The organism is Muricoprocola aceti (assembly GCF_025567005.1).
GTDB lineage: Bacteria > Bacillota > Clostridia > Lachnospirales > Lachnospiraceae > Marvinbryantia > Marvinbryantia aceti.
This window is the reverse complement of sequence record NZ_JAOQKE010000006.1, coordinates 1-25732: the sequence shown is the minus strand read 5'-3', so window position 1 is coordinate 25732 and position 25732 is coordinate 1. Positions and strand designations below refer to the sequence as shown.

Genomic DNA, 25732 nt, shown 5'->3' with positions numbered 1-25732 from the left:
CCTGCCGTATATGGATGTGTGGAAAGGGATGGGCGTGTTTCGATTGATACAGAAGTGCGTCCATTCCTTTTTAAAAATGGAAAAACAACGAGGTAACAGAAAAAAATGAATATAGAGTTTAAAAGACCGGAACTGGAAGATCGGGATATTATTATGCGGTATTTTGCCAAACAGAAAAGCAGAGCCTGTGAATGTACCTTTTCCTGTGTGTACCTCTGGTCCAGATTTTATCATGTGGAATATGCTATTATAGAAGATATGATGGTGTTTAAATGCGGAAAAGAAGATATATTTTTTGATTTCCCGTACGGAGAAGAAAAGAATGTAAAAGCAACGATAGAAGCCATTCGTATGTATTGCGAAAAAGAGAATCTTGATTTCTGTCTGGGGCAGGTGACACCGGAACAGTATGCTATTCTGGAACGACTTTATCCGGACACGTTTGAGATTTTTTATGACAGAAATATTGCGGATTATGTTTATGAGCGAGAAAAGCTTGCCAATCTCTCAGGAAAAAAGTATCATGGAAAAAAGAACCATGTGAACAAATTTCAGAAAACCTATCCTGACTGGAAGTATGAGAGCATTTCGGATGAGAACGTGGAAGACTGTTTCCAGATGGCACTGAAGTGGAGAAATGCCAATGATGTGGATGAAGATGATGAAAAAAATGCAGAGATGACAGTGGCAATGAATTCACTGCGTCTGTATAAGGAACTGGGATTGCGTGGAGGGCTTCTTCGGGTGAATCAGGAAGTAGTTGCATTTACCATGGGCGAACCGGTATGTGATGATACCATTGTAGTTCATATTGAAAAGGCCCGCACGGATATCGAAGGGGCTTATTCCATGATCAATCAGCAGTTTGTCATTCATGAGACAGAAGGGTATACCTATATCAATCGAGAAGATGATGTAGGAGAAGAAGGGCTTCGCAAGGCAAAGTTATCGTACCATCCAGTATTTATGGTAGAAAAAGGTACGGTTCGATTTAAGAAATAACAAGAGGAGGAACTGGAAATGATTTCAGAGAAAATGACAGCAATGGTAAAAAACAGCTCGGCGATCCGGGCCATGTTTGAAGAAGGAAAGATCATGGCAGCCAAATATGGTGCCGAAAATGTATATGATTTTAGCCTTGGCAATCCCAATGTTCCTGCACCAAAGGAAGTAAAGCGGGCAGTTGAAGAGATTCTTCAGGAAGAAGATCCACTGATGGTACATGGATATATGAGCAATTCTGGCTATGAAGATGTACGTGCGGCGATTGCAGATTCTCTGAATCAGCGTTTTGGAACCAGTTTCCATCTGGAAAATATCCTGATGACAGTAGGGGCAGCAGGAGGATTAAACGTAGTGATGAAGACGTTGCTGAATCCGGGAGAAGAAGTGCTGACTTTTGCACCATATTTTGGGGAGTACCGTTCGTATGTATCGAATTATGAGGGAATTCTAAAAGCAGTACCGGCCAATACTACAGATTTTCAGCCAAATCTGGAAAAATTCGAAGAAATGATCTGTGAAAAGACAAAGGCAGTGATCGTGAATTCTCCAAATAATCCAACCGGTGTGGTATATTCTGAAGAAACTATCCAGAAGATGGCAGAGATTCTTAGAAAGAAAGAAGCCGAATACGGTATCAGTATTTATCTGGTTTCAGATGAACCATACCGGGAACTGGCCTATGATGGAGTGGAAGTACCTTATCTGACCAGGTATTATCACAATACGATTGTAGGTTATTCCTACAGCAAATCTCTGTCCCTTCCGGGAGAGCGTATTGGTTATCTGGTAATTCCTGATGAAGCGGACGACAGCGAGACCATCATTGGGGCTGCCAATGTGGCAAATCGTATATTGGGCTACGTGAATGCACCATCCCTGTTTCAACGGGTGATTGCCAGATGTCTGGATGCAAAAGTTGATCTGGAATATTATGACCGCAATCGAAAGGAACTGTATGAAGGATTGACAAAAATGGGATTTACCTGTGTCAAACCAGAAGGAGCCTTTTATCTCTGGATGAAATCGCCGGTTGAAGATGATAAGGTATTTTGCGAAGCGGCTAAAAAATATCATTTGCTGATTGTACCAGGTTCTTCTTTTGCAGGACCGGGGTATGTACGGCTGGCCTATTGTGTATCTTATGAAACTATCTGCAATTCTCTTGGACAGTTTGAAAAACTGGCAGAAGAATATGGACTGAAATAGAAAAATATGCAAAAATGAGGAGAAGAGCAATGAGTATCTGGGAAGAAAACGTAAGAAAAGTAGTTCCGTATACACCGGGAGAACAGCCGGATTTTCCGGACATGATAAAGTTAAACACTAATGAAAATCCATATCCGCCATCTCCATTGGTAGAAAAGGCACTGAAGGAAATGGATGCAGATGCTCTGCGCCTGTATCCGGCGCCGGCAGCCGATGCTCTGGTAGAAGGGCTGGCAGCAGTCTATCATGTGAAAAAGGAACAGGTATTTGTGGGAGTGGGATCAGATGATGTACTGGCTATGGCTTTCCTGACATTTTTTAATTCGGATAAACCGATTTTATTCCCGAATATTACGTATTCGTTTTATGATGTGTGGGCAGATCTCTTTCGAATTCCGTATGAGCAGATTCCTTTAAACGAAGAATTTGCCATTGTGCCGGAAGATTATATGAAAGAAAATGGTGGCATTATTTTTCCAAACCCCAATGCACCGACCGGTGTGGAAATGCCTTTTGAAGAGGTGGAAAGAATTATAGCACACAATCCAGAGTCTGTTGTGATCATCGATGAGGCCTATGTGGATTTTGGAGCAGCATCTGTGTTGCCGTTAATAGAAAAATATGAGAATCTTCTGGTGGTCCAGACCACATCCAAGTCCAGATCCATGGCTGGTATGCGTATTGGGTTTGCATTCGGAAGTGAGAAAATGATACATTATCTGAATGACGCCAAATATTCCTTTAATTCCTATACCATGAACCGGCCAAGTCTGATCCTGGGAAGCGCAGCAATTCAGGATGAAGCATATTTTCGGGAGACCACTGCAAAGATTGTGACTGTCAGGGAGTGGACAAAGAAAGAACTGAAGAGACTGGGATTTTCTTTCCCGGATTCAAAGACAAATTTTATTTTTGCCACACATGAGCATGTGCCGGCAAAAGAATTATTTGAAGCACTGAAGAAGCAGCATATTTTTGTGCGTTACTTCAATAAGCCAGGTATTGATAATTACTTACGTATTACGATTGGAACAGAGGAGCAGATGAAAAAGCTGATCGCATTCCTGGAACAGTATCTGTAAGATACCGGAATATATGCACAGGAGAGGATACCACACAAAATGAAAGAAGAACGTGCAGCATACGAAGAGTTTGCTTCTGTATACGATATGTTCATGGAAGAAATTCCATATAAAAAGTGGCTTGCCAATATTACACAGATACTACAAAAAGAAGGAGTCCACAACGGTCTGGTACTGGAACTGGGATGTGGAACAGGCACCTTTACAGAACTGATGGCAGGATCCGGGTATGATATGATTGGAGTGGATTCCAGCATGGAAATGCTGGAGCAGGCGTTAGAGAAAAAGGCAGAGTCAGGCTATGATATTCTATACCTGCAGCAGGATATGCGGGAGTTTGAATTGTACGGCACAGTAAAAGCCGTAGTCAGTGTCTGTGATTCTATGAATTATATTCTGACTGAAAAGGATCTGGAACAGGTATTTGCCTGTGTGAACAATTATCTGGATCCTGGTGGACTCTTTCTTTTTGATTTGAAGACCATACATTATTTTCGTGATGTCTGTGGAGACTGCGTTCTGGCAGACAGCAGAGAAGAGGGCAGCTTTATCTGGGAGAACAGCTGGTTTGAAGAAGAACAGATCAACGAATATGATCTGACATTGTTCATCAGAGAGAAATCCGGACTCTATCGAAGAGAACAGGAACTCCATGATCAGAGAGGATATAAAATCGATACCGTTCGTCAGATATTGATGCAGGCCGGAATGGAATGGGTATCCGCTTTGGATGCGGATACGATGAAAGAAGCGACAGAGAGCAGTGAACGAATCTATATCATGGCCAGAGAAAAAGGTAAGAAAAATAAAATAGAAAACAGAAAGGATGACAGAAATGTCTGATTATATTGTAAGAGCAACGGCAGCAGACAGCCAGATCAGAGCGTTTGCTGCAACAACAAGAGACCTGGTAGAGTATGCCAGAAATGCGCACAATACCAGTCCGGTGGCAACAGCAGCTCTTGGACGTCTTTTGACAGCCGGAGCCATGATGGGCAGTATGATGAAGGGGGACGAAGATGTACTTACCCTTCAGATCAAAGCAGGAGGTCCGTTAAAGGGCATTACAGTAACAGCAGATTCTCATGGAAATGTAAAAGGATATGTGGGAAATCCAAATGTTGTGATTCCGGCTAATGCAAAAGGTAAGCTGGATGTGGCATGTGCAGTAGGCCCTGGATTCTTAAATGTGATCAAAGATATGGGAATGAAAAAACCGTATTCCAGTCAGACCATGCTGCAGACCTGTGAGATTGCAGAGGATCTGACTTACTATTTTGCCACATCGGAGCAGGTACCTTCCGCAGTGGGACTGGGCGTGCTGATGAACAAAGAAAATACAGTACGTCAGGCTGGTGGATTTATTATTCAGCTGATGCCGTTTGCAGAAGAGAAAGTCATCGCTGCGCTGGAACAGAAAATTCAGAATGTAACATCAGTAACCGCCATGCTGGATGCCGGTAATACGCCGGAACAGATTCTGGAAAATCTGCTGGGAGATCTTGGTGTGGAATTTACAGATACAATGGAGACAAGATTTCACTGTAACTGTTCTAAAAAACGGGTTTCCAGGGCAATCATCAGCATTGGGAAAAAAGAATTACAGAACATGATTGATGACGGAGAAGAGATTGAAGTAAACTGTCATTTTTGTAATACCAATTATAAGTTCTCGGTAGAAGAACTGGAAGCATTGAAAAAAGAAGCAACAAGATAGGCAGATAGGAGACTGATATGAAACACGGGTTTGTAAAAGTGGCGGCAGCGACGCCAGACATTAAGGTGGCAGACTGTACATATAATGCAGAATCTGTCTGCAGAGATATGAAAAAAGCTGCCGGACAGGGAGCAAAGATTGTAGTATTTCCAGAACTGTGTCTGACTGGATATACCTGCAGTGATCTGTTCTGGCAGGAGCATCTTTTGGATGCGGCAAAAGAAGGGCTGAAGAAGATCATAAAAACATCTCTGGCGATGGACGGATTGTTCTTTGTGGGGCTGCCATGGGAAGTGGATCAGAAGCTTTATAATGTGGCTGCGGCAGTTAGCCAGGGAGAACTTCTGGGACTCGTTCCCAAGAGATACCTTCCAAATTATGCAGAATTTTATGAGGCCCGCCATTTTACACCCGGCCGGAAGGATGTAGAGTGGGTGACTTTTGACGGGCATGAAGTTCCGTTTGGAATGAATCAGCTGTTTCACTGTGCTGATATGCCGGGGCTGACTGTGGCAGCAGAGATCTGTGAAGACCTCTGGGTACCGAACCCGCCAAGTGTGGCGGCAGCTATGGCAGGTGCCACTGTGATTGTGAATTTGTCCGCAAGCAATGAGAATACCGGAAAGAGTCTGTATCGTACGGCTCTGGTACAGAACCAGTCAGCCAGACTGATCTGTGGCTATCTCTATGCAAGTGCAGGAGAGGGAGAATCCACAACCGATCTTGTATTTTCCGGACATAATCTGATTGCCGAAAATGGAACGATTTTAAAACAGTCGCAGCGCTTTCAAAACGAAATCATATACAGTGAACTGGATATCCATAAGTTGCGCAGTGAGCGTCGCCGTATGACAACTTATCAGGTAGAAGGCGCCGGAGATTACTGTGATATAGAATTTCATCTGAAGAAGAGTGATACGAACCTGACACGGTATGTGGATCCAAATCCATTTGTGCCTTCCGATAAGTCAGACAGAGAGTGCAGATGTGAGGAGATTCTCACGATTCAGGCATTGGGACTGAAAAAGAGAATGTCACATACGGGATGTAAGTCGGTAGTAGTAGGAATTTCAGGAGGACTGGATTCCACACTGGCTCTCCTGGTGATGGCAAAAGCAGTGGATATGCTGGGGCTTCCGAGAACCAGTATCCTTTCTGTGACCATGCCTTGTTTTGGAACGACCGATCGTACTTACAATAATGCCTGCGAGCTGACCAGAAAATTAGGCGCAACCTTAAAAGAAGTCAACATTCAGGAGGCAGTAAGAAAGCATTTTGTGGATATCGGTCAGGATCCGGCAAAACATGATGTAACTTACGAGAACTGTCAGGCAAGAGAACGGACCCAGGTGTTGATGGATCTGGCCAACCAGTCAGGTGGCATGGTAATCGGTACCGGAGATCTGTCAGAGCTGGCACTTGGATGGGCAACTTATAATGGAGACCATATGTCTATGTATGCGGTAAATACATCGATTCCGAAGACTCTGGTACGTCACCTGGTAAAATATTATGCGGATACCTGCGGAGATAAACAGCTGGAGAAAGTTCTGCTGGATGTGCTGGATACACCGGTGAGCCCGGAACTTCTGCCTCCGGAAAATGGAACGATTTCCCAGAAAACAGAAGATCTGGTGGGCCCTTATGAGCTCCATGATTTCTTCTTATATCATATGATGCGTTATGGAGAAGAACCGGAAAAAGTATACCGCCTGGCAAAATATGCGTTTCAGGGAACCTACACAGATGAGGTCATTCTGAAATGGCTGCGTACCTTTTACTGGAGATTTTTCTCCCAGCAGTTTAAACGATCCTGTCTCCCGGACGGCCCGAAGGTAGGAAGTGTTGCAGTCTCTCCAAGAGGCGATTTACGTATGCCGAGTGATGCCAGCATACAGATCTGGAAAGAACAGCTGGATCGCCTGGGATAACGGATTAAATTTCTCTGGCCAGTTCCAGTGCTGAACGGATGGCATCCAGCAGCATCTGGGAAGTATACTGACTGCTTTTTTCATAATAGATATTTTCCAGAGACTGGCTGTCACAGATCTGGCGGGCCAGCTTATCCAGAGAAGGCTGTATGGCAGGATACATGGCAGATACAGCGTCGCTGAGATTGCGCAATTCGATACTTCGTATGCCGGAATGATCAGCCCGGACTTCCACATCCATGGTATTGTTCTGCAGAGTTACCTGTGAGGTGTAGATGCCTGGAGAAAAAGAAGCGGAGGCTTGAGAACTTTTTCTGACAGCAGGGAGAAACATCCATATCATCAGGACAATCAGGATAACAGCAAGTGCAGCAAAAAGCAGGGTATAGATCAGTTCGCGTTTTTTTAGCAGCAGGATTTTGGTTTTGGAACTCATAACGGATCTCCTTTGAAAACAGAAATCTTGTTTTTATATCTTATGCACTATTTATGCAGAATAAAACAGCTCCTTTGGGGGAACACTTAAGAAAGTGAATAACCCAAAGGAGTTTTTTAATGGAAACAAAAATTTCTACAGATTTATATGAAAATACCAGATTATTGTACGAATTGCTACGGGCAGATCAGAACTATGATATGATTTTCCGTCCGATTCGAGTGGGAGATCAACAGGCGTGTCTGTATTTTATCAATGGATTTGTGAAAGATGAAGTGTTGGAAAAGCTGCTGGAATTTTTCTATTCTCTGACACCGGAGGATCTGCCTCAGGACAGCGAAGATTTGACAAAGAATCAGATCCCTTACGCAGACGTCCGGCTCCTGACAGACTTGTCGGAGGTGATGCAGTCCGTGCTGGCAGGCATGGCCTGCCTCCTGATTGACGGGTATGATGCCTGTTTTACCATAGACTGTCGCAGCTATCCTATGCGAAGTATCAGTGAACCAGATAAAGATAAGGCACTGCGAGGTTCCAGGGATGGGTTTGTAGAAACATTGGTGTATAATACAGCGCTGATTCGAAGGCGAATCCGCAGTAAAGATCTGGTAATGGAACTGCTCCAGGCAGGGGAAGCTTCTAAGACAGATATAGCCATTTGTTATATGGCAGGCAGGGCAGATCCTGATCTGGTAGATCAATTAAAAGAAAGAATTCAGAATATGAAGATAGATGCCCTGCCTATGAACCAGGAAAGTCTGGCTGAGGTACTCTATAAAGGAAAATGGATAAACCCGTTTCCGAAGTTCAAATATACAGAACGACCTGATGCAGCGGCAGCATCGCTGCTGGATGGAAAAGTTCTGATACTGATAGATAATGCTCCAACTGCCATGATCCTTCCGGCGACGTTGCTGGATATTATGGAGGAAGCAGATGATTATTATTTTCCACCGGTAACCGGCAGTTATCTGCGGATCAGCCGTCTTGTGATTGCCATACTTACGCTGTTCCTGACACCGTTGTGGCTGCTGCTGCTGGAACATCCCCAGTGGATTCCGCCGGGAATGGAGTTTATTCAGGTAGAAGGAACGATACACATCCCGGTGATCTGGCAGTTATTATTCCTGGAATTTGCGATTGATGGATTAAAGCTGGCAGCAATCAACACACCAAATACCTTATCTACACCGTTAAGTGTCATTGCAGGTATTGTGGTGGGAGAATTTGCTGTACAGTCTGGATGGTTTAATTCAGAAGCTATGTTGTATATGGCATTTGTAGCGATAGCCAACTATACCCAGTCCAATTTTGAATTGGGTTATGCATTAAAATTCATGCGGTTGATGTTGCTGATTTTGACAGAATTTTTTGCTTTGCCAGGTTTTTTGGTGGGCAGCATTTTGGTATGTCTTTTTATCGGGACGAATAAGACAGTATCTGGAAAAAGTTATTTATACCCACTTCTTCCATTTTCCGGGAAACAGTTAAAGCGCAGAATATTGAAAGAACAGACGAAAGAAACGGAGAACAAAGTAGAGAGAAACAGGTATAAAATCAGGAAAAAGTGAGATATTAAGAAGGACAGGCAAGTCTTAAAAAGAAAAGGAGAAATGCTATGAGAAACGGAAAAAAGATTCTGACAGGATGTTTGCTGGCTATAGCAGTCAGTACACTGATGGTGGGCTGCGGAAATAATGATAATAATACAGCCGGAACAGAAACCACGACAGGCGTCAAGGATAATAATACCATCAAGAATGAAACAACAGAAAATAATACCATACGAAATGATGGAGCAGAAAACAACCGAATAAATAATGATGCTTCGAATGAGGGAAATAACAATGCCGATGGTGGTGTGCTGGAAGATGTGGGGGCAGGCATCGGGGAAGCTGGAGATGATATCATCGATGGGGCAGCAGATGCGGTAGACCGACTGGCAGATGACGGCATCGATAGTGAGAATACGGAAAATACCAATACCGGTGTACAGTAGCAGGAAATAATGAGACAGGATGCGGAAGCGGAGCAAAATCTGAGAACTCTTTGCATCCTGTCTTATTATGTAAAACAGAATATTTCTTTGAGATATTCACAGATGAGATCACAAAATTTTACCATAATATAAAAAGAACATGGAGAATTAAAATGGGCTATGATAAGATAAAAGAAAATAAGAGTGGCTATGGAAAGATATGAGGTGAGCAGGATGGAATTCAGACCATGCATTGATATACATAATGGAAAAGTTAAACAGATCGTAGGAGGCTCGCTGCAGGATCAGGGAGATCGGGCAAAAGAGAACTTCGTGGCAGAACAGGATGCGTCTTTTTATGCAGAGTTCTATAAAAAAGACTGTATTCAGGGAGGCCATGTGATTTTGTTAAATTCCAGAGATTCTGAATATTATGAAAAGACGAAAGAACAGGCTATGCAGGCGTTGAAAGCATATCCGGGCGGGCTTCAGATCGGTGGCGGAATCTGCGCAGAAAATGCGGCAGAGTTTTTAAAAGCAGGAGCATCTCATGTAATCGTCACCAGCTATGTATTCAAAGATGGACAGATCAATTATGAGAATCTGGAAAAATTAAAACACACAGTTGGAAAAGAACATCTGGTTCTGGATCTGAGCTGCAGAAAAAAGATGGATGCGTATTATATTGTAACTGATCGTTGGCAGAAGTTTACGAATGTGGTGCTGACAAAAGAAGTGCTGGATGAACTGGCAGACAGCTGCAGTGAATTCCTGATCCATGCAGTAGATGTGGAAGGAAAGGCATCTGGCATAGAAAAACCATTGGTCAGGATGTTGGGAGAGTGGAAGCAGATTCCTGTTACTTATGCAGGAGGCGTGGGCTCCTATGAAGATATTCATATACTGAAAGAACTGGGGCAGAATCATGTCAATGTGACTGTTGGAAGTGCGCTGGATCTTTTTGGGGGGCAAATGGCATACCGGAAAGTACTGGAACTATGTAGAAATAAACAATAGAATACACGCTGTGCGAACATACGATTGTCATGAACAAAAATCCCGTGGGACGAATCCCACGGGATTGCTTTTGCATAATTAATTCTCCGGAACAATCATTCCATAGGTGCCGCCTTTACGCTTGTACACCACATTTACTTCGTCGGTTTCTGCATTATGGAACATGTAAAAATTGTGACCTAAAAGTTCCATCTGGATGCAGGCGTCTTCTGGATACATCGGCTTCATCTCGATCTCCTTGGTACGGATGATCCTGATCTCTTCCGGTTCGATGGTATCTTCTTTTTCCAGGAACTCTCTGCGGAAATTGCCGCCATCCTGCTGTTTGGCTACCAGTTTATTTTTATATTTGCGAAGCTGACGTTCAATGACTTCTTCTACCAGATCAATGGAAACATACATATCATTGCTGACCTGTTCAGAACGGATGATATGCCCCTTTACCGGGATGGTAACTTCAATCTTCTGACGCTCCTTTTCTATGCTCATGGTCACATTCACTTCTGTGTCCGGTGTAAAATACCGTTCCAGTCTTCCCAGCTTGTCAATTACGCTGTTTTTTAGTCCCTCTGAAACCTCCAGATTTCTTCCGCTGATGATAAACTTCATATGTTCAGCCCCCTTTAAAACGATAGTTTTTTGGTAACTCTATTTTAACATACTTTCATGGGAGTGTCAAAAAAAGAACACTTTATAAAATATTTATTGTGTAAAAACAGGAATAGTGTTAAGATAATGGGTAGTATGTGCAGGAGATTATCGACCCTGCAATTAATGCAAAATGACTTAGGAGAGTAAGAATGAATTTTATTGAAAAAGTGTTTGGTACACACAGCGATCGTGAGCTTAAGAGAATCATGCCGCTGGTTGATAAAGTAGAAGCACTTCGTCCGACCATGCAGGCTCTGACTGACGAACAGCTTCGCGCAAAGACGCAGGAATATAAGGACAGACTGGCAAATGGAGAGACACTGGATGATCTGCTTCCGGAAGCATATGCCACTGTCCGTGAGGGTGCAAAGCGTGCCATTGGACTGGAGCACTACCGTGTACAGATCATCGGTGGTATCATTCTTCACCAGGGACGTATCGCAGAGATGAGAACCGGTGAAGGTAAGACCCTTGTTTCTACACTTCCGGCTTATCTGAATGCACTGGAAGGAAAGGGAGTTCACATCGTTACCGTCAATGACTATCTGGCAAAGCGAGATGCAGAATGGATGGGAAAAGTCCATGAATTCCTCGGCCTGACCGTAGGTGTGGTATTGAATGATATGGACAACGATGAGCGTCGGAAGCAGTACGCCTGTGATATTACCTATATCACCAACAACGAACTGGGATTTGATTACCTTCGTGACAACATGGTAATTTATAAAGAGCAGCTGGTACAGAGAGATCTTCATTATGCCATCATTGATGAGGTGGACTCGGTATTGATCGATGAAGCCAGAACACCTCTGATTATTTCCGGTCAGAGTGGCAAGTCTACCAGACTGTATGAAGTGGCAGATATCCTGGCCCGCCAGCTCCAGAAGGGTGAAGCCAGTGGAGAAGTGACCAAGATGACAGCCATCATGGGTGAAGAGATCACAGAGACCGGTGACTTTATTGTCAATGAGAAGGATAAAGTCGTAACCCTGACACAGCAGGGTGTAGAAAAAGTAGAGAAGTTTTTCAATATCGAGAACCTGGCAGATGCAGAGAATCTGGAGATTCAGCACAACGTGGATCTGGCTCTGCGTGCCAATTATCTGATGTTCCGTGATCAGGATTACGTGGTAAAAGACGATCAGGTTATGATCGTTGATGAGTTTACCGGACGTATCATGCCGGGAAGACGTTATTCGGATGGCCTGCATCAGGCGATTGAGGCAAAAGAGCATGTTAAGGTAAAACGGGAAAGTAAGACCCTGGCTACCATCACTTTCCAGAACTTTTTCAATAAATACGATAAGAAGTCTGGTATGACAGGTACCGCACTTACCGAGGAAAAAGAGTTCCGTGATATTTACGGTATGGACGTTGTTGTGATTCCGACGAACAGACCAGTAGCCCGAATCGACCTGGATGATGCGGTTTACATGACCAAGAAAGAGAAATACCGTGCTGTTGTAGATGAGATTGAAAAGGCCCATGCAAAGGGACAGCCGGTTCTGGTTGGTACGATTACCATTGATATTTCTGAGCTTCTGAGTGGTATGCTGAAAAAGAGGGGCATTCCACATAAAGTTCTGAATGCCAAGTTCCATGAACTGGAAGCAGAGATCGTAGCAGATGCCGGTGTACATGGAGCTGTTACCATTGCAACTAACATGGCCGGCCGTGGTACCGATATCAAGCTGGATGATATTTCAAAGGAACTGGGTGGATTGAAGATCATTGGTACGGAACGTCATGAATCCAGACGTATTGATAATCAGCTGCGTGGACGTTCCGGCCGACAGGGAGATCCTGGAGAATCCAGATTCTACATTTCGCTGGAAGATGATCTGATGAGACTGTTTGGTTCTGAACGTCTGATGAATATGTTCCGTTCTCTTGGCGTAGCAGAGAATGAACAGATCGAACATAAGATGCTTTCTTCTGCTATTGAGAAGGCACAGGAGAAGATTGAGACCAATAACTACGGAATTCGTAAGAATCTGCTGGAATACGACCAGGTGAACAACGAACAGCGTGAGATCATTTACAAAGAGAGACGCCGTGTACTGGACGGTGAAAGCATGAGAGATTCCGTGCTGAAGATGATCCGCGATGTATCAGAGAAGTACGTGGATATGTGCAATGAAGTAGAGAATGGCATGAACATCAACGAACTGAACCGTATCCTGCTTCCGATTATCCCGGTTCAGCCTTTGACGGAAGAAGATGCGAAGATGAGCGTATCTGATTTGAAAGCTAAGCTGGAAAAAGAAGCAGTTGCACTTTACGAAGAAAAAGAGAAGATCTTCCCGACATTGGATGAAATGCGTGAATTCGAACGTGTGGTTATTCTGAAAGTCATTGACCGTAAATGGATGGATCACATTGATGATATGGATCAGCTCCGTCAGGGAATCGGACTCCAGGCATATGGCCAGAAGGATCCACTGGTAGAATACAAGATGAGTGGATTTGAGATGTTTGATGAGATGCTGTCCGGTATTCAGGAGGATACCTTAAGACTGATCTTCCATGTACGTGTGGAAGAAAAGGTAGAACGTGAGGAAGTAGCGAAAGTAACCGGAACCAACAAGGATGATACAGTTGCCAACGCACCAAAGAAGCGTGCGGAGGAAAAGATTTATCCGAATGATCCGTGCCCATGCGGCAGCGGAAAGAAATACAAACAGTGCTGCGGACGAAAAAAATAAAAGTGATGCAGACTGCCGCAGACAGAAACTGCCTGTTGCAGTCTGCTTTCAGTTTAAGGAAAGAAGGTGACAGAGTGGTCGAATTAGATCAGTTCAAGTATACGCTTGGCACATATGAAAAACCATTACTGGAAGTGAGGGATTCACTTTGACCTGGCTAATAAGGAAAAGCGAATCGAAGAATTAGAACGAAAAATGGAAGAGCCTGGCTTTTGGGATGATCCTGAACAGTCCCAGGAGATGATGAAAAAACTAAAATCCATGAAGGATGATATTGCAACTTATCATACTCTTCAGGAACAGTATGAGGAGATTGAGACGCTCATTGAGATGGCAGAAGAGGAAAATGATGCCTCTCTGATTGAGGAGATTCAGACAACACTGGATGAGTTTATGGCTTCGTTTGACAACATTAGAATCAAGACATTACTTTCTGGTGAATACGATAATGCGAATGCGATTGTATCTCTCCATGCGGGAGCTGGTGGTACCGAATCCTGCGACTGGGCAGGTATGTTGTATCGTATGTATACCAGATGGGCGGATAAAAAGGGCTATGAAGTAGAAGTGATTGATTATCTGGATGGAGATGAGGCCGGAATCAAGTCTGTGACTTTTGAAGTACGTGGGGAAAATGCTTACGGATATCTGAAGTCCGAAAAAGGCGTGCATCGTCTGGTGCGTATTTCTCCGTTTAATGCGGCAGGAAAACGTCAGACTTCTTTCGTACAGTGTGATGTGATGCCAGATATTGAGGAAGATCTGGATGTGGAGATCAGGGACGATGATATTCGTATTGATACTTACCGCTCCAGTGGAGCTGGTGGACAGCATATCAACAAGACTTCTTCCGCAATCCGTATTACGCATATACCAACCGGGATTGTGGTACAGTGTCAGAATGAACGTTCACAGTTTCAGAATAAAGACAAAGCAATGCAGATGCTGAAAGCAAAACTGTACCTGTTGAAGCAGCAGGAAAATGCAGAGAAGGTATCCGGTATTCGAGGTGAAAAGAAAGAAATGGGCTGGGGAAATCAGATTCGTTCTTATGTGATGCAGCCGTACACCATGGTAAAAGATCACAGAACGAATGCAGAAACCGGTAATGTGGACAGTGTTATGGATGGAAACATTGATCTTTTTATCAATGCATATTTAAAATGGATTGCCCTCGGAAATGAAGAAGAGGAGCAGCAGTAAAGGAGGATAAAGATGGGAATTATCAGAACAGCGATTGGAGCGGCAGCAGGAACCGTAAAATCAGGATTTCAGGATCAGTTTTTGGAAGCAATTGAGCCAGAAGAAATGGATGCCCAGACCGTATTCACCAGAGGAGTGATGGTCAGAAAAGGATCAAACAGACCGACCACAGATGTGATTTCCGACGGTTCTGTGATCCATGTATATGACAATCAGTTTATGATACTGGTAGATGGTGGAAAGATCATCGATTATACAGCAGAACCGGGATACTACACAGTCAGCAATTCTTCAGCCCCGTCTATGTTCAATGGGCAGTTTGATGAAGCACTGAAGGAGACTTTTTCCAGATTTAAATTTGGCGGAACGACACCAATGTCCCAGAAGGTATTTTATATCAATCTGCAGGAGATTAAGGGAATTAAGTTTGGAACTCGCAATGCGGTGAACTATTTCGATAGTTTCTATAATGCAGAACTGTTTCTGCGTGCACATGGTACCTATTCTATCAAGATAACAGATCCGCTGAAGTTTTATGCTGAAGTGGTACCAAAAAATGCGCAGCGTGTGGAGATAGAAGAGATCAATGATCAGTACCGCAGTGAGTTCCTGGAAGCTCTTCAGTCAGCGATCAATCGGATGTCTGCTGAAGGTATGCGTATTTCTTTTGTGACATCCAAGGCTATGGAACTGGGACGTTACATGGCGGATGTGCTGGATACACAGTGGACACAACAGCGTGGCATGGAGATTCAGGCAGTGGGAATTGCCAGCATTTCCTACGATGAAGAATCGCAGAAACTGATTAATATGAGAAATCAGGGGGCTATGATGTCGGATCCATCAGTAAGAGAAGGATTTGTACAGTCTTCTATTGCACGGGGAATGGAAGCAGCAGGTTCGAATGCCAATGGAGCAGCAACTGGCTTTATGGGCATGGGAATGGGCATGGGAGCAACCGGAGGATTTATGAATCAGGCATCTCAGACCAATATGCAGCAGATGCAGATGAATCAGATGGCGCAGCAGCAGGCGAATATGCAACAGCAGATGAATCAGGCACAGCCGTCAGGATGGACCTGTTCCTGCGGAGCTTCTAATACTGGTAATTTCTGTTCGAATTGCGGTAAACCAAAACCATCCTCAGACTGGACCTGTTCCTGCGGAACGGTCAATAAAGGCAATTTCTGCTGCAATTGCGGAAAGCCACGGGCATAAGAGGTGAAAAATGGCAGCAGTCAGTTATAAGTGCCCGAATTGTGGCGGAGATCTGCAGTTTGATCCAGGCACTCAGAAGTTTAAGTGCGAATACTGTTCTTCCGTATTTTCAAGGGAAGAGGTAGAGGCAGCAAATCCAGAAAAAGAAGGAGAAGATGGCTCAGGGGAGACAGCACAGTACAAAGCAGAGACTGATGCAGGGAGCGAAGCGTCCCTGTATCAGTGCCCAAGCTGCGGAGCGGAGATTGTAACAGATGCCACAACAGCTGCGACATTTTGCTTTTATTGTCATAATCCAGTGATTCTTCAGGGAAAGCTGTCAGGAGAATATCGACCGGAAAAAATCATTCCCTTTGCGGTTAGTAAAAAAGAAGCTGTAGATGAATTCCTGAAGTTTGTAAAGAAAAAGAGATTCATTCCCAGGGATTTCTTCTGCAAGGAGCAGATAGAAAAGATAAGTGGAGTTTATTTCCCGTTCTGGGAATATGACTGCAAAACAGAAGGGGACTGGCAGGGAGAAGCCAAAAGGATCCGTATCTATCGAACTGGTGATATGGAGCATACAGAGACAAAGATTTATCGTCTGGAAAGATCGGCAGAAGTAGGGTTTGAAGAACTGACCAGGAATGCACTGAACAAAGAAAACAGACAGCTGGTAGAAGCTGTGCAGCCATTCCGATTGGAGGAGACGAAGGATTTTTCCATGGAATATCTTTCTGGTTTTCAGGCAGAAAAAAGAGATATTGAAAAAAAAGATCTGGTAGAAGAACTACATCAGGAAGTGAAGAAGCACTCATCCGATATGGTAAGATCCAGTATACAGGGATATGATACTGTAACATCAGTATCTGATCAGTTCCATTTACTGGGTGAAAACTGGAAATATCTGCTGGTTCCTGTCTGGGTGCTTACTTATCGTGGAAAAAATGACAAGATCTATTATTATGCAATGAATGGACAGACCAGAAAAATCAGCGGGGAACTCCCTGTTGATAAAAAGAAGGTTCTGCAACTGTTTTTGGGTGTGTTTGTGGCTGTTTTTCTGTTTATGCTGCTGGGAGGATACTTGGTATGGTAGAGAAAAAAATGCCAAAAAGAAAGGCAGCGGGTATGATAGTATTATGGATAACTATCTGCCTTTGGCTGTCAGGAGCGACGGTATTTGCACAGTGTCAGATCCAGGATGATGCGCGGCTCTTTACAACCGAAGAAACAAAGAAGATAGAAAATTTATCGGAAGAGATTCAGGATCAGTATCAGATGAATGTGCTGGTCATGACCTGCGAAGATGCCGGCGGAAAAGAATCCCACGAAGTTTTGGAAGATACCTATGAGGAATACGGACTGGAGAGTAATGAGGCCAAAGGTGGAATCGCATTGCTGATCGATATGGACAACCGGGAACTGAATCTTGTCACAGAACGAGATATGATCTATTATATTACCGATTACCGGGAAGAAAAGATCTATGATGCTGCACAGTCCTATGCTTCAGATGGGGAATATGGAAATGCAATGATAGCCATGTTGAAAAAGGTACAGCAATATCTGAACGAAGGAATCCCGAATAATCAATATACGTATGATACGGAGACCGGGCGGATTGTGCGTTATCACAGTCTTGCTTCAGGAGATATTTTGCTTGCTTTTTTCGCAGGACTTATGGTAGCTGCAATCGTTTCGGCCATTCTTTACAGAAGCTACACTGTGGTAAAAAAATATCGGTATTCTACGGAAAAGAATGCAAGACTTAAGATTACAGCGCAGAGAGATATACTGGTGAATCAGTTTGTAACACATCGGAGAATTGAGAAAGATCCTCCATCCGGTGGCGGTGACAGTGGAAGAACATCCACGCATCATTCTTCTGGAGGTCATACATATGGCGGCGGTAAAGGACGGGGATTCTGACAGTACTGCTGTATAAAGGAGAGCATATGAAAGGAAAAGAGCAGTTCTATGTAGTAAAAGAAAAGGCGGTGCCAGAGGTCCTTTTGAAAGTAGTAGAGGCAAAAAAACTGCTAGAGACCGGAAAAGCAGCGACCGTGCAGGAAGCAGCGGATCTGACTGGTATTAGTCGAAGCTCTTTTTACAAATATAAGGACGATATTTCCCTTTTTCATGAAAATACAAAGGGAAAAAAGATCACATTTGTGATACAGATGAATGATCAGCCAGGATTGCTGTCAGATGTTTTGAAAGTGATTGCAGAATATCAGGCCAATATTCTGACCATTCATCAGACCATACCGGTCAATGGAGTCGCATCGCTGACCCTCTGCATCGATATCCTTCCAACAACGGGAAATTCTATGTCGCTGTTTACGGATATTGAGAATCTTGAAGGGGTGCATTATATGAAGATATTAGCGAGCGAATAAAGGAACGATAACGAATAGGTGGAAAAGAATGGACATGATAAAAAAAATTGCTTCTGAACTGGAAGTGCAGGCATGGCAGGTAGAAGCTGCTGTAAAATTAATAGATGAGGGCAATACCATACCATTTATTGCCAGATACCGGAAAGAGGCAACTGGAACATTGAACGATGAACAGCTGAGAAAGCTGCATGAGAGACTGGTTTATCTGCGCAATCTGGAAGAAAAAAAACAGCAGGTCCTGTCCAGTATTGAAGAACAGGGAAAGCTGACAGAAGAATTAAAGAAGCAGATTCTGGAGGCACAGACGCAGGTACTGGTAGAAGATCTGTATCGTCCGTATCGGCCGAAACGCCGTACCCGTGCAACGATTGCAAAGGAAAAAGGTCTGGAAGGTCTGGCAAATATCATTCTTCTTCAGATGACCAAAAAGTCTCTGGAAGAAGAAGCAAAAGATTTTCTGAGTGAAGAAAAAGAAGTCCTGACTGTGGCAGATGCGATTAATGGTGCAAAAGACATCATAGCAGAAAGCATCTCAGATGAGGCTGCGTATCGTACCAGAATTCGCGAGATGACAGAAAAAGAAGGAGTTCTGACTGCAGAGGCTAAGGATGAAAAAGCAGAATCTGTCTATGAAATGTATTATCATTTCCAGGAGCCGGTTACAAAGCTGGCGGGACATCGTGTATTGGCATTAAATCGTGGAGAAAAGGAAAAGTTCCTGACTGTGAGGGTGGAAGCACCGGAAGATCGGATTTTACGGTATCTGGAAAAACAGATCATTAAGAAAGAAAATCCGAATACAACAGATGCATTAAAAGAAGTGATCGAGGACAGTTATAAGCGTCTCATTGCGCCTGCTATAGAGAGAGAGATTCGCAATGCACAGACAGAAAAGGCAGAAGAAGGAGCCATGAATGTATTTGGCAAAAACCTTCAGCAGCTGCTGATGCAGCCGCCAATCTCCGGTAAGGTGGTGCTGGGATGGGATCCTGCATTTCGTACCGGATGCAAGCTGGCAGTAGTAGATCCGACTGGAAAAGTACTGGATACCGCAGTTGTCTATCCGACAGCACCGACCAATGAGAAGAAAATCCGTGCAGCAAAGGATAAAGTAAAAGAATTTATTGATAAGTATCATATTACTCTGATTTCAGTAGGAAATGGAACCGCTTCAAGGGAGTCGGAGCAGGTGATCGTAGAAATGCTGAAAGAGATATCCACACCGATACAGTATGTCATCACAAATGAAGCTGGAGCATCTGTTTATTCGGCAAGTAAACTGGCGACAGAAGAGTTTCCGAATTTCGATGTGGGTCAGAGAAGTGCAGCTTCGATAGCCAGAAGAGTACAGGATCCTCTTGCGGAACTGGTTAAGATTGATCCGAAATCCATCGGAGTAGGACAGTATCAGCATGATATGAATCAGAAAAAGCTGGGAGAAACTTTAAGTGGTGTAGTGGAAGATTGTGTAAATAAGGTAGGCGTAGATTTGAATACAGCATCTGCATCTCTCCTGGAATACATTTCCGGGGTAAGCAAAACAATTGCTAAAAACATTGTTGCGTACCGGGAAGAAAATGGCAGATTTTCAGATCGAAAACAGCTGCTGAAAGTAGCAAAGCTGGGACCGAAGGCTTATGAACAGTGCGCAGGATTTATGCGGATCCAGGGTGGTGCCAATCCTCTGGATCAGACCAGTGTACATCCGGAGAGTTATCATGCGGCAGAACTTCTTTTGAAAAAGCTGGGATATTCTACCGCAGATATCACAGATAAGAAACTGGATGGTTTATCAGAAAAAATCAGAGACTATAAAAAGCTTGCCGGGGAACTGGAGGTAGGAGAGATTACGTTACGTGATATTGTGAAAGAACTGGAAAAACCGGCCCGAGATCCACGTGACGAGATGCCAAAACCGATTCTTCGTACGGATGTACTGGAAATGAAAGATCTGACCCCAGGCATGATATTAAAAGGTACGGTACGTAATGTAATTGATTTTGGGGTGTTTGTTGATATCGGTGTACATCAGGACGGACTGGTGCACATTTCACAGCTGACAGATAAGAAGTTTGTAAAGCATCCGTTGGAAGTAGTAAGCGTAGGCGATATTGTGGAAGTAAAAGTCATGAGTGTGGATCTGAATAAAAAGAGAATCCAGTTGACGATGAAAGGTATCAAATAATGGGAAAAATCAGAAGTGTCACAAAAATGACAGATAATCGTTTCCTGAATATGTATCATCTGGATGCAGAAAATCGTCTGGGAGGCGATGTAAATTATTATGTGGCATCCCGGGCGTCTGAAGCTGCACAGATGAAGCTGGTGAAAAAGGATGATACACCAGATGGAGTAGCGATTTACAGTCTGTATGGAGAAAAAAGAGATCGGATTGTACTAGTGCATCAGTACCGCTATGCCATTGATGATTACATTTATGAATTCCCGGCAGGCCTGGTAGAAAAAAAGGAAGACTATCACGATGCAGCGGTCAGGGAACTGAGAGAAGAGACTGGACTGAAGCTGGAACTTTTGAACGTACCGGGATACATGGAAAAACCGTTATACACCACGATTGGAATGACGGATGAATGTTGTGCCATGGTTTATGGATATGCATCAGGAACCATCTGTACAGATGGAGAAGAAGATAGCGAAGAAATAGAAGTGGTCTTAGTGGACAGGAAGGAAGCAAAACGGATTTTAAAAGAAGAAAAAGTTGCAATGATGTGCGCCTATATGCTGATGCATTTTATAGCAAGTGAAGATCCGTTTTATTTTTTAAAATGTGATGAAGATAGAGACATTTAGTGAAAAAGAGACATTTGAATTAGGAAAAAAGCTGGGAGCAGAAGCAAAACCGGGGCAGGTCTATGCACTTTTGGGAGATCTGGGTGTGGGAAAAACCATATTGACCAAAGGATTTGCAGAGGGGATTGGTGTTACAGAGCCAGTCAGCAGTCCGACTTTTACCATTGTTCAGGTTTATGAAGAGGGCAGAATGCCGTTTTATCATTTTGATGTATACCGGATCGGAGATATAGAAGAAATGGATGAGATTGGGTATGAAGATTGCTTCTATGGAGAAGGGGTCTGTCTGGTAGAATGGGCGAATCTGATTGAGGAGATCATGCCGGAGAATACAATTTGGATTACGATAGAAAAAGATCTGGAAAAAGGCTTTGACTATCGCAGAATAGAGGTGAAATAAGATGAAAGTTCTGGGAATTGACAGCTCAGGTATGGTGGCCACAGTTGCTGTTGTGGAAGATACACAGATGTTGGCAGAATATACCATTAATTACAAAAAAACACATTCACAGACACTGCTTCCGATGCTGGATGAAGTTGCAAAAATGATTGAACTGGATCTGAATACCATAGATGCGATCGCAGTGGCAGCAGGGCCGGGATCATTTACCGGACTGCGTATTGGATCAGCAACAGCAAAAGGCCTGGGACTGGCATTGAAAAAACCATTGGTTTCGGTACCGACGCTGGAAGGAATAGCATATAATTTCTGTGGCTCTGAGAAGGTAATCTGTCCGATGATGGATGCGAGACGCAGTCAGGTATATACCGGAATTTATGAATTTCAGGAAAACACTTTAAAAGTAATGGAAGATCAGATGGCAGTGCCGGTAGAGGAAGTCCTGGAAAAATTGAATCAAACAGGTCGTGAAGTAATTTTGGCAGGGGATGGAGTGCCAGTTTATCTGGAATTGATTAAAAAAAATCTAAAAGTGCCATATTTGCTTGCACCTGCACACCTGAATCGGCAGCGGGCAGGTGCAGTTGCAGTGTTGGGCATACAGTATGCAAAAGAAGGAAAGCTGGAAAGTGCTATGGAACATCAGCCAGATTATCTCAGACTGTCTCAGGCTGAAAGAGAACGCGCCCAGAAACAGGCGCGAAAAGAAAATGTCTGAACAAAATGGCAGGCTGGAGATCTGCGAAATGAAAAAAGCGGATTTGCCGGAAGTGGCAAGAATCGAAAAAGAAAATTTCAGTCTTCCATGGTCGGAGCAGGGATTTGCAGATTCTATGGAGCAGGAGAACACCTGCTTTCTTTCGGCATACAAAAATGGATCCATAGTAGGGTATTGTGGCTATTTGCAGGTATTGGATGAAGCGGATATTACGAATGTGTCGGTGGATGCATCCAGCAGAAGATACGGAGTTGGTGAAAGTATGCTTCAGGAACTGATGAGACGGGGAGAACAAAAAGGGATAAAAGCCTTTACACTGGAAGTAAGGGAAAGTAATCTGGCTGCTATTTCTCTTTATCAGAAGCTGGGGTTTGTCTCAGCGGGAATTCGTAAAAATTTCTATGATGCACCGAAAGAAAATGCAGTCATCATGTGGAAATATCTCTAATCATTTCCACTGGGATAAATAAAAAAAATCCTGTATAATCGAGCTGAATTGATGAACAGGAGGATAAGATATGGAAAAGAAGATTTGCTGCAACAAATGTGGAAGAGAACTTTTACAGAATCAGGAAGAATATCTGACGATAAAGAAGCAGTGGGGGTATTTTTCTGGTGTGGATCAGAAAGTTTACCGGTTTCATATCTGCGAGGAATGTTTTGCAAAAATGCTCAGTGAATTCAGAATTCCGGCAGAATGCTGGGAACAGACAGAAATGTTATAAAAGAGTTGCAATGAAATAAAGAAAGTAATGGTGAAATATGTTAGATGTATGTTTGCTGGGGTGCGGAGGTATGATGCCGCTGCCCTATCGCTGGCTGACTTCGCTGATGATGCGTTATAATGGCAGCAGTATTTTAATTGACTGTGGGGAGGGAACACAGATCGCAATCAAAGAAAAGGGATGGAGTTTTAAACCAATTGATGTGATTTGCTTTACTCACTATCATGGAGACCATATCAGCGGGCTCCCAGGGCTTCTGCTGACTATGGGGAATGCTATGCGAACAGAACCACTGACCCTTATTGGACCCAAGGGGCTGGAACGTGTGGTAAATGCACTCCGTGTGATTGCACCGGAACTGCCTTTTGAGATTCATTTTCAGGAAATTCAGGGGGCACAGCAGGTATTTGAAATGGACGGGTATCGTCTGATCGCATATAGGGTAAATCACAATGTGCTTTGCTATGGATATTCTATTGAAATAGACCGGGCTGGAAAGTTTGATGCAGTGAGAGCAAAGGAGCAGGAGATCCCTTTAAAATATTGGAGTCGTTTGCAAAAAGGCGAGCAAATTGAGGAAAATGGAATATGCTATACTCCGGATATGGTGTTAGGGGCGCCACGAAAAGGAATTAAACTGACGTATTGTACGGATACCAGACCGACACAGTCACTGGTGGAAAATGCCATGCATGCAGATCTTCTTATATGCGAGGGAATGTATGGAGAACCGGGGAAAGAAGAAAAAGCAGTGGAACATAAGCATATGACATTTACGGAAGCAGCGGAAGTGGCGAGGAAAGCACAGGTCAGTGAAATGTGGCTGACTCATTATAGTCCGTCTCTGAATCGTCCGGAAGAGTATATGAAGACAGTAACAGATATTTTCCCGAACGCATATCCGGGAAAAGACGGAAAAACAACAGAATTAATGTTTGAAGGGGAAGCAAAAGAAGCATCATGAAAAACGAAAAGGATATAGTAATACTTGCAATAGAAAGTTCCTGCGATGAAACAGCAGCGGCAGTTGTAAAAAACGGAAGAGAGGTATTATCCAACATTATTTCTTCCCAGATTGCACTTCATACGTTGTATGGGGGTGTTGTGCCTGAAATTGCATCCAGAAAACATATCGAAAAGATTAATCAGGTAATTGAAGAAGCGTTAAAACAGGCGAATATGACATTGGATGAGATCGATGCTATTGGTGTGACCTATGGACCAGGACTGGTAGGTGCACTTCTTGTCGGTGTGGCTGAGGCAAAAGCGATTGCTTATGCTGCGAAGAAACCGTTGATAGGTGTACATCATATTGAAGGCCATATATCAGCCAACTATATAGAAAATAAAGATCTGGAGCCACCGTTTGCATGTCTGGTAGTATCAGGCGGACATACACATCTGGTGGTAGTAGAAGATTATGGAAAATATAAAATCCTTGGTCGTACAAGAGATGATGCGGCAGGAGAAGCGTTTGATAAAGTTGCAAGAGCAATTGGACTGGGATATCCAGGCGGACCGAAGATTGATAAGCTTTCAAAAGAAGGAAATCCAGAGGCAATTACCTTCCCAAGAGCACATATTGCGGAATCAGTCTATGACTTTAGCTTCAGTGGACTGAAATCGGCAGTGTTAAATTACCTGAATGGTGCAAAAATGAAAGGCGAGGAGATTGTAGCAGCTGATGTGGCAGCGTCTTTCCAAAAAGCAGTTACTGATGTGCTGGTAGAACATGCTATGATGGCAGTGAAAGAATACGGATTCGATAAACTGGCAATTGCAGGAGGAGTAGCATCTAATTCTACGCTTCGAAGAGAAATGGAACTTGCCTGTGAGAAAAATAATGTGAAATTTTATCATCCATCCCCGATACTGTGCACCGATAATGCGGCGATGATTGGTGCTGCTGCTTATTATGAATATCTGGCCGGAACACGCCATGGACTAGACCTGAACGCTATCCCAAACCTGAAATTAGGCGAAAGATAAAAAGTCGAAAAAAATAAAAAAAGTTGTTGACAAATGAAAAAGTCGATGATAGAATAATTCTTGCCTTTTGAAGTGCAGAAAAGCAAAAAGGCAAATGGAGAGATATCGAAGTGGTCATAACGAGGCGGTCTTGAAAACCGTTTGTCCGCAAGGGCGCGTGGGTTCGAATCCCACTCTCTCCGTCAACTGAATAGAAGTTGAAGATCAGTCTGGAGAAGTACCCAAGAGGCTGAAGGGACACCCCTGGAAAGGGTGCAGGTCGTTAATAGCGGCGCGAGGGTTCAAATCCCTCCTTCTCCGTTAGTCAATGAAAAAAGTAGTTGACAAAAATCCGAACTTATGATAACATACAGAAGTTCGAAACAGTAAAGAACCTTGATAATTGAACAGTGAAACAACCTTGAAAGATTCTAAAAAAGACGAGTATCTTCCAGAAAACTTTGTTTTCCGGAAGCATGCATTCAAGGAACTGACCTTATAAAACAGTAAAAGGGATAGATTAGCTAGTATGTTGATTTTGAACTGGATTAAAATTAATTTTCGCGAGTAATGAGGAGAG

25 protein-coding genes and 2 tRNA genes are annotated in these 25732 nt (G+C 43.5%); 25 read left to right on the top strand and 2 right to left on the bottom strand.

What is annotated here, in order from left to right; translation table 11 throughout:
• Window positions 1–105: 105 nt before the first annotated feature.
• Genes OCV47_RS07180 through OCV47_RS07155 form a run of 6 tightly spaced genes read left to right on the top strand, consistent with a single transcriptional unit; the run spans window position 106 to window position 6941 of the window.
• Window positions 106–1002 carry a DUF2156 domain-containing protein gene (locus OCV47_RS07180; RefSeq protein ID WP_262654514.1) on the top strand — a complete coding sequence of 299 codons (897 nt, stop codon included), beginning with the start codon at window positions 106–108 and terminating at the stop codon, window positions 1000–1002.
• A gap of 18 nt (window positions 1003–1020) precedes the next feature.
• Window positions 1021–2211 carry a pyridoxal phosphate-dependent aminotransferase gene (locus OCV47_RS07175; protein WP_256300919.1) on the top strand — a complete coding sequence of 397 codons (1191 nt, stop codon included), beginning with the start codon at window positions 1021–1023 and terminating at the stop codon, window positions 2209–2211.
• A gap of 29 nt (window positions 2212–2240) precedes the next feature.
• Window positions 2241–3293: a histidinol-phosphate transaminase gene (gene hisC, locus OCV47_RS07170; protein WP_262654513.1), complete on the top strand. Its 1053-nt coding sequence runs from the start codon at window positions 2241–2243 to the stop codon at window positions 3291–3293.
• Window positions 3294–3332: 39 nt separating this feature from the next.
• Window positions 3333–4136: a class I SAM-dependent DNA methyltransferase gene (locus OCV47_RS07165; RefSeq protein ID WP_262654512.1), complete on the top strand. Its 804-nt coding sequence runs from the start codon at window positions 3333–3335 to the stop codon at window positions 4134–4136.
• Window positions 4129–5010 (top strand): Hsp33 family molecular chaperone HslO, encoded by an 882-nt coding sequence (gene hslO / locus OCV47_RS07160; protein ID WP_262654511.1) that lies wholly within the window; start codon window positions 4129–4131, stop codon window positions 5008–5010. The genes OCV47_RS07165 and hslO overlap by 8 nt, the downstream gene beginning before the upstream one ends.
• 17 nt (window positions 5011–5027) lie before the next feature.
• Entirely contained in the window at window positions 5028–6941 is a 1914-nt protein-coding gene (locus tag OCV47_RS07155) for an NAD(+) synthase (RefSeq protein ID WP_262654510.1), read from the top strand.
• A gap of 4 nt (window positions 6942–6945) precedes the next feature.
• On the opposite strand, the gene OCV47_RS07150 is transcribed toward OCV47_RS07155, so the two are convergent.
• Window positions 6946–7377: a hypothetical protein gene (locus tag OCV47_RS07150; protein WP_262654509.1), complete on the bottom strand. Its 432-nt coding sequence runs from the start codon at window positions 7375–7377 to the stop codon at window positions 6946–6948.
• 119 nt (window positions 7378–7496) lie between these two features.
• On the opposite strand from OCV47_RS07150, the gene OCV47_RS07145 reads away from it, so the two are divergent.
• The 3 genes from OCV47_RS07145 (at window position 7497) to hisA (ending at window position 10372) form a co-directional block, all read left to right on the top strand.
• The gene (locus OCV47_RS07145) at window positions 7497–8948 is read left to right on the top strand and encodes a spore germination protein (RefSeq protein ID WP_262654508.1); all 1452 of its coding nucleotides are present in this window, start codon (window positions 7497–7499) and stop codon (window positions 8946–8948) included.
• Between the two features lie 47 nt (window positions 8949–8995).
• A complete protein-coding gene (locus tag OCV47_RS07140; RefSeq protein ID WP_262654507.1) occupies window positions 8996–9376 on the top strand; it encodes a hypothetical protein in 381 nt (126 codons plus the stop codon).
• Between the two features lie 213 nt (window positions 9377–9589).
• Window positions 9590–10372, top strand: coding sequence for a phosphoribosylformimino-5-aminoimidazole carboxamide ribotide isomerase (hisA, locus tag OCV47_RS07135; RefSeq protein ID WP_262654506.1), 783 nt, complete (start codon window positions 9590–9592; stop codon window positions 10370–10372).
• A 78-nt stretch (window positions 10373–10450) separates the two neighbouring features.
• Here the strand turns inward: hisA and hpf are convergent, their stop codons facing one another.
• Window positions 10451–10981, bottom strand: coding sequence for a ribosome hibernation-promoting factor, HPF/YfiA family (hpf, locus tag OCV47_RS07130; protein WP_117448211.1), 531 nt, complete (start codon window positions 10979–10981; stop codon window positions 10451–10453).
• Window positions 10982–11172: 191 nt separating this feature from the next.
• Here hpf and secA point away from each other — a divergent pair, with 191 nt between their 5' ends.
• The 16 genes from secA to OCV47_RS07050 all read left to right on the top strand — a co-directional run bounded on the left by secA (window position 11173) and on the right by OCV47_RS07050 (window position 25473).
• Window positions 11173–13728, top strand: a complete 2556-nt coding sequence (gene secA, locus OCV47_RS07125; RefSeq protein ID WP_117448212.1) for a preprotein translocase subunit SecA — start codon at window positions 11173–11175, stop codon at window positions 13726–13728.
• 74 nt (window positions 13729–13802) lie between these two features.
• Window positions 13803–14931, top strand: a protein-coding gene (gene prfB, locus OCV47_RS07120; RefSeq protein WP_416888007.1) for a peptide chain release factor 2 whose coding sequence is annotated in 2 segments (ribosomal slippage) — window positions 13803–13865 and window positions 13867–14931 — 1128 coding nt in all. Because the reading frame shifts where the segments join, the coding sequence is not laid out codon by codon here.
• Window positions 14932–14943: 12 nt separating this feature from the next.
• Window positions 14944–16149 (top strand): SPFH domain-containing protein, encoded by a 1206-nt coding sequence (locus OCV47_RS07115; protein WP_262654504.1) that lies wholly within the window; start codon window positions 14944–14946, stop codon window positions 16147–16149.
• Between the two features lie 10 nt (window positions 16150–16159).
• Window positions 16160–17227 (top strand): TFIIB-type zinc ribbon-containing protein, encoded by a 1068-nt coding sequence (locus OCV47_RS07110; protein ID WP_262654503.1) that lies wholly within the window; start codon window positions 16160–16162, stop codon window positions 17225–17227.
• The gene (locus tag OCV47_RS07105) at window positions 17221–18060 is read left to right on the top strand and encodes a TPM domain-containing protein (RefSeq protein ID WP_262654502.1); all 840 of its coding nucleotides are present in this window, start codon (window positions 17221–17223) and stop codon (window positions 18058–18060) included. Before OCV47_RS07110 ends, OCV47_RS07105 begins: the two co-directional genes overlap by 7 nt.
• A gap of 26 nt (window positions 18061–18086) precedes the next feature.
• Window positions 18087–18530 carry an ACT domain-containing protein gene (locus OCV47_RS07100; RefSeq protein WP_117448216.1) on the top strand — a complete coding sequence of 148 codons (444 nt, stop codon included), beginning with the start codon at window positions 18087–18089 and terminating at the stop codon, window positions 18528–18530.
• Between the two features lie 28 nt (window positions 18531–18558).
• Entirely contained in the window at window positions 18559–20715 is a 2157-nt protein-coding gene (locus tag OCV47_RS07095; RefSeq protein WP_262654501.1) for a Tex family protein, read from the top strand.
• Complete coding sequence (locus OCV47_RS07090; RefSeq protein WP_256300946.1) at window positions 20715–21341, top strand: NUDIX hydrolase; 627 nt, start codon at window positions 20715–20717, stop codon at window positions 21339–21341. The genes OCV47_RS07095 and OCV47_RS07090 overlap by 1 nt, the downstream gene beginning before the upstream one ends.
• Window positions 21322–21741, top strand: a complete 420-nt coding sequence (gene tsaE, locus OCV47_RS07085; RefSeq protein ID WP_262654500.1) for a tRNA (adenosine(37)-N6)-threonylcarbamoyltransferase complex ATPase subunit type 1 TsaE — start codon at window positions 21322–21324, stop codon at window positions 21739–21741. The genes OCV47_RS07090 and tsaE overlap by 20 nt, the downstream gene beginning before the upstream one ends.
• A 1-nt stretch (window position 21742) precedes the next feature.
• Window positions 21743–22459 (top strand): tRNA (adenosine(37)-N6)-threonylcarbamoyltransferase complex dimerization subunit type 1 TsaB, encoded by a 717-nt coding sequence (gene tsaB, locus OCV47_RS07080; protein WP_256300948.1) that lies wholly within the window; start codon window positions 21743–21745, stop codon window positions 22457–22459.
• Between the two features lie 28 nt (window positions 22460–22487).
• The gene (rimI, locus tag OCV47_RS07075; RefSeq protein WP_262654499.1) at window positions 22488–22907 is read left to right on the top strand and encodes a ribosomal protein S18-alanine N-acetyltransferase; all 420 of its coding nucleotides are present in this window, start codon (window positions 22488–22490) and stop codon (window positions 22905–22907) included.
• 70 nt (window positions 22908–22977) lie between these two features.
• Window positions 22978–23184 (top strand): hypothetical protein, encoded by a 207-nt coding sequence (locus OCV47_RS07070; protein WP_262654498.1) that lies wholly within the window; start codon window positions 22978–22980, stop codon window positions 23182–23184.
• Between the two features lie 37 nt (window positions 23185–23221).
• Window positions 23222–24148, top strand: coding sequence for a ribonuclease Z (locus tag OCV47_RS07065; protein ID WP_117448222.1), 927 nt, complete (start codon window positions 23222–23224; stop codon window positions 24146–24148).
• The gene (gene tsaD / locus OCV47_RS07060) at window positions 24145–25173 is read left to right on the top strand and encodes a tRNA (adenosine(37)-N6)-threonylcarbamoyltransferase complex transferase subunit TsaD (RefSeq protein WP_117448223.1); all 1029 of its coding nucleotides are present in this window, start codon (window positions 24145–24147) and stop codon (window positions 25171–25173) included. Before OCV47_RS07065 ends, tsaD begins: the two co-directional genes overlap by 4 nt.
• Window positions 25174–25269: 96 nt before the next feature.
• A tRNA-Ser gene (locus tag OCV47_RS07055) sits at window positions 25270–25355 on the top strand.
• Window positions 25356–25384: 29 nt separating this feature from the next.
• Window positions 25385–25473 (top strand) — tRNA-Ser (locus OCV47_RS07050).
• Window positions 25474–25732: the final 259 nt, after the last annotated feature.

Coding starts and splice junctions, on each gene's coding strand:
- OCV47_RS07090 (WP_256300946.1), top strand. CDS start 20,715: ATGGGAAAAATCAGAAGTGTCACAAAAATGACAGATAATCGTTTCCTG.
- OCV47_RS07150 (WP_262654509.1), bottom strand. CDS start 7,377: ATGAGTTCCAAAACCAAAATCCTGCTGCTAAAAAAACGCGAACTGATC.
- hpf (WP_117448211.1), bottom strand. CDS start 10,981: ATGAAGTTTATCATCAGCGGAAGAAATCTGGAGGTTTCAGAGGGACTA.
- tsaE (WP_262654500.1), top strand. CDS start 21,322: ATGAAGATAGAGACATTTAGTGAAAAAGAGACATTTGAATTAGGAAAA.
- OCV47_RS07180 (WP_262654514.1), top strand. CDS start 106: ATGAATATAGAGTTTAAAAGACCGGAACTGGAAGATCGGGATATTATT.
- hslO (WP_262654511.1), top strand. CDS start 4,129: ATGTCTGATTATATTGTAAGAGCAACGGCAGCAGACAGCCAGATCAGA.
- OCV47_RS07165 (WP_262654512.1), top strand. CDS start 3,333: ATGAAAGAAGAACGTGCAGCATACGAAGAGTTTGCTTCTGTATACGAT.
- OCV47_RS07070 (WP_262654498.1), top strand. CDS start 22,978: ATGGAAAAGAAGATTTGCTGCAACAAATGTGGAAGAGAACTTTTACAG.
- OCV47_RS07140 (WP_262654507.1), top strand. CDS start 8,996: ATGAGAAACGGAAAAAAGATTCTGACAGGATGTTTGCTGGCTATAGCA.
- OCV47_RS07100 (WP_117448216.1), top strand. CDS start 18,087: ATGAAAGGAAAAGAGCAGTTCTATGTAGTAAAAGAAAAGGCGGTGCCA.
- rimI (WP_262654499.1), top strand. CDS start 22,488: ATGAAAAAAGCGGATTTGCCGGAAGTGGCAAGAATCGAAAAAGAAAAT.
- OCV47_RS07095 (WP_262654501.1), top strand. CDS start 18,559: ATGGACATGATAAAAAAAATTGCTTCTGAACTGGAAGTGCAGGCATGG.
- tsaB (WP_256300948.1), top strand. CDS start 21,743: ATGAAAGTTCTGGGAATTGACAGCTCAGGTATGGTGGCCACAGTTGCT.
- hisA (WP_262654506.1), top strand. CDS start 9,590: ATGGAATTCAGACCATGCATTGATATACATAATGGAAAAGTTAAACAG.
- tsaD (WP_117448223.1), top strand. CDS start 24,145: ATGAAAAACGAAAAGGATATAGTAATACTTGCAATAGAAAGTTCCTGC.
- OCV47_RS07065 (WP_117448222.1), top strand. CDS start 23,222: ATGTTAGATGTATGTTTGCTGGGGTGCGGAGGTATGATGCCGCTGCCC.
- OCV47_RS07145 (WP_262654508.1), top strand. CDS start 7,497: ATGGAAACAAAAATTTCTACAGATTTATATGAAAATACCAGATTATTG.
- OCV47_RS07175 (WP_256300919.1), top strand. CDS start 1,021: ATGATTTCAGAGAAAATGACAGCAATGGTAAAAAACAGCTCGGCGATC.
- hisC (WP_262654513.1), top strand. CDS start 2,241: ATGAGTATCTGGGAAGAAAACGTAAGAAAAGTAGTTCCGTATACACCG.
- secA (WP_117448212.1), top strand. CDS start 11,173: ATGAATTTTATTGAAAAAGTGTTTGGTACACACAGCGATCGTGAGCTT.
- OCV47_RS07115 (WP_262654504.1), top strand. CDS start 14,944: ATGGGAATTATCAGAACAGCGATTGGAGCGGCAGCAGGAACCGTAAAA.
- OCV47_RS07155 (WP_262654510.1), top strand. CDS start 5,028: ATGAAACACGGGTTTGTAAAAGTGGCGGCAGCGACGCCAGACATTAAG.
- OCV47_RS07105 (WP_262654502.1), top strand. CDS start 17,221: ATGGTAGAGAAAAAAATGCCAAAAAGAAAGGCAGCGGGTATGATAGTA.
- OCV47_RS07110 (WP_262654503.1), top strand. CDS start 16,160: ATGGCAGCAGTCAGTTATAAGTGCCCGAATTGTGGCGGAGATCTGCAG.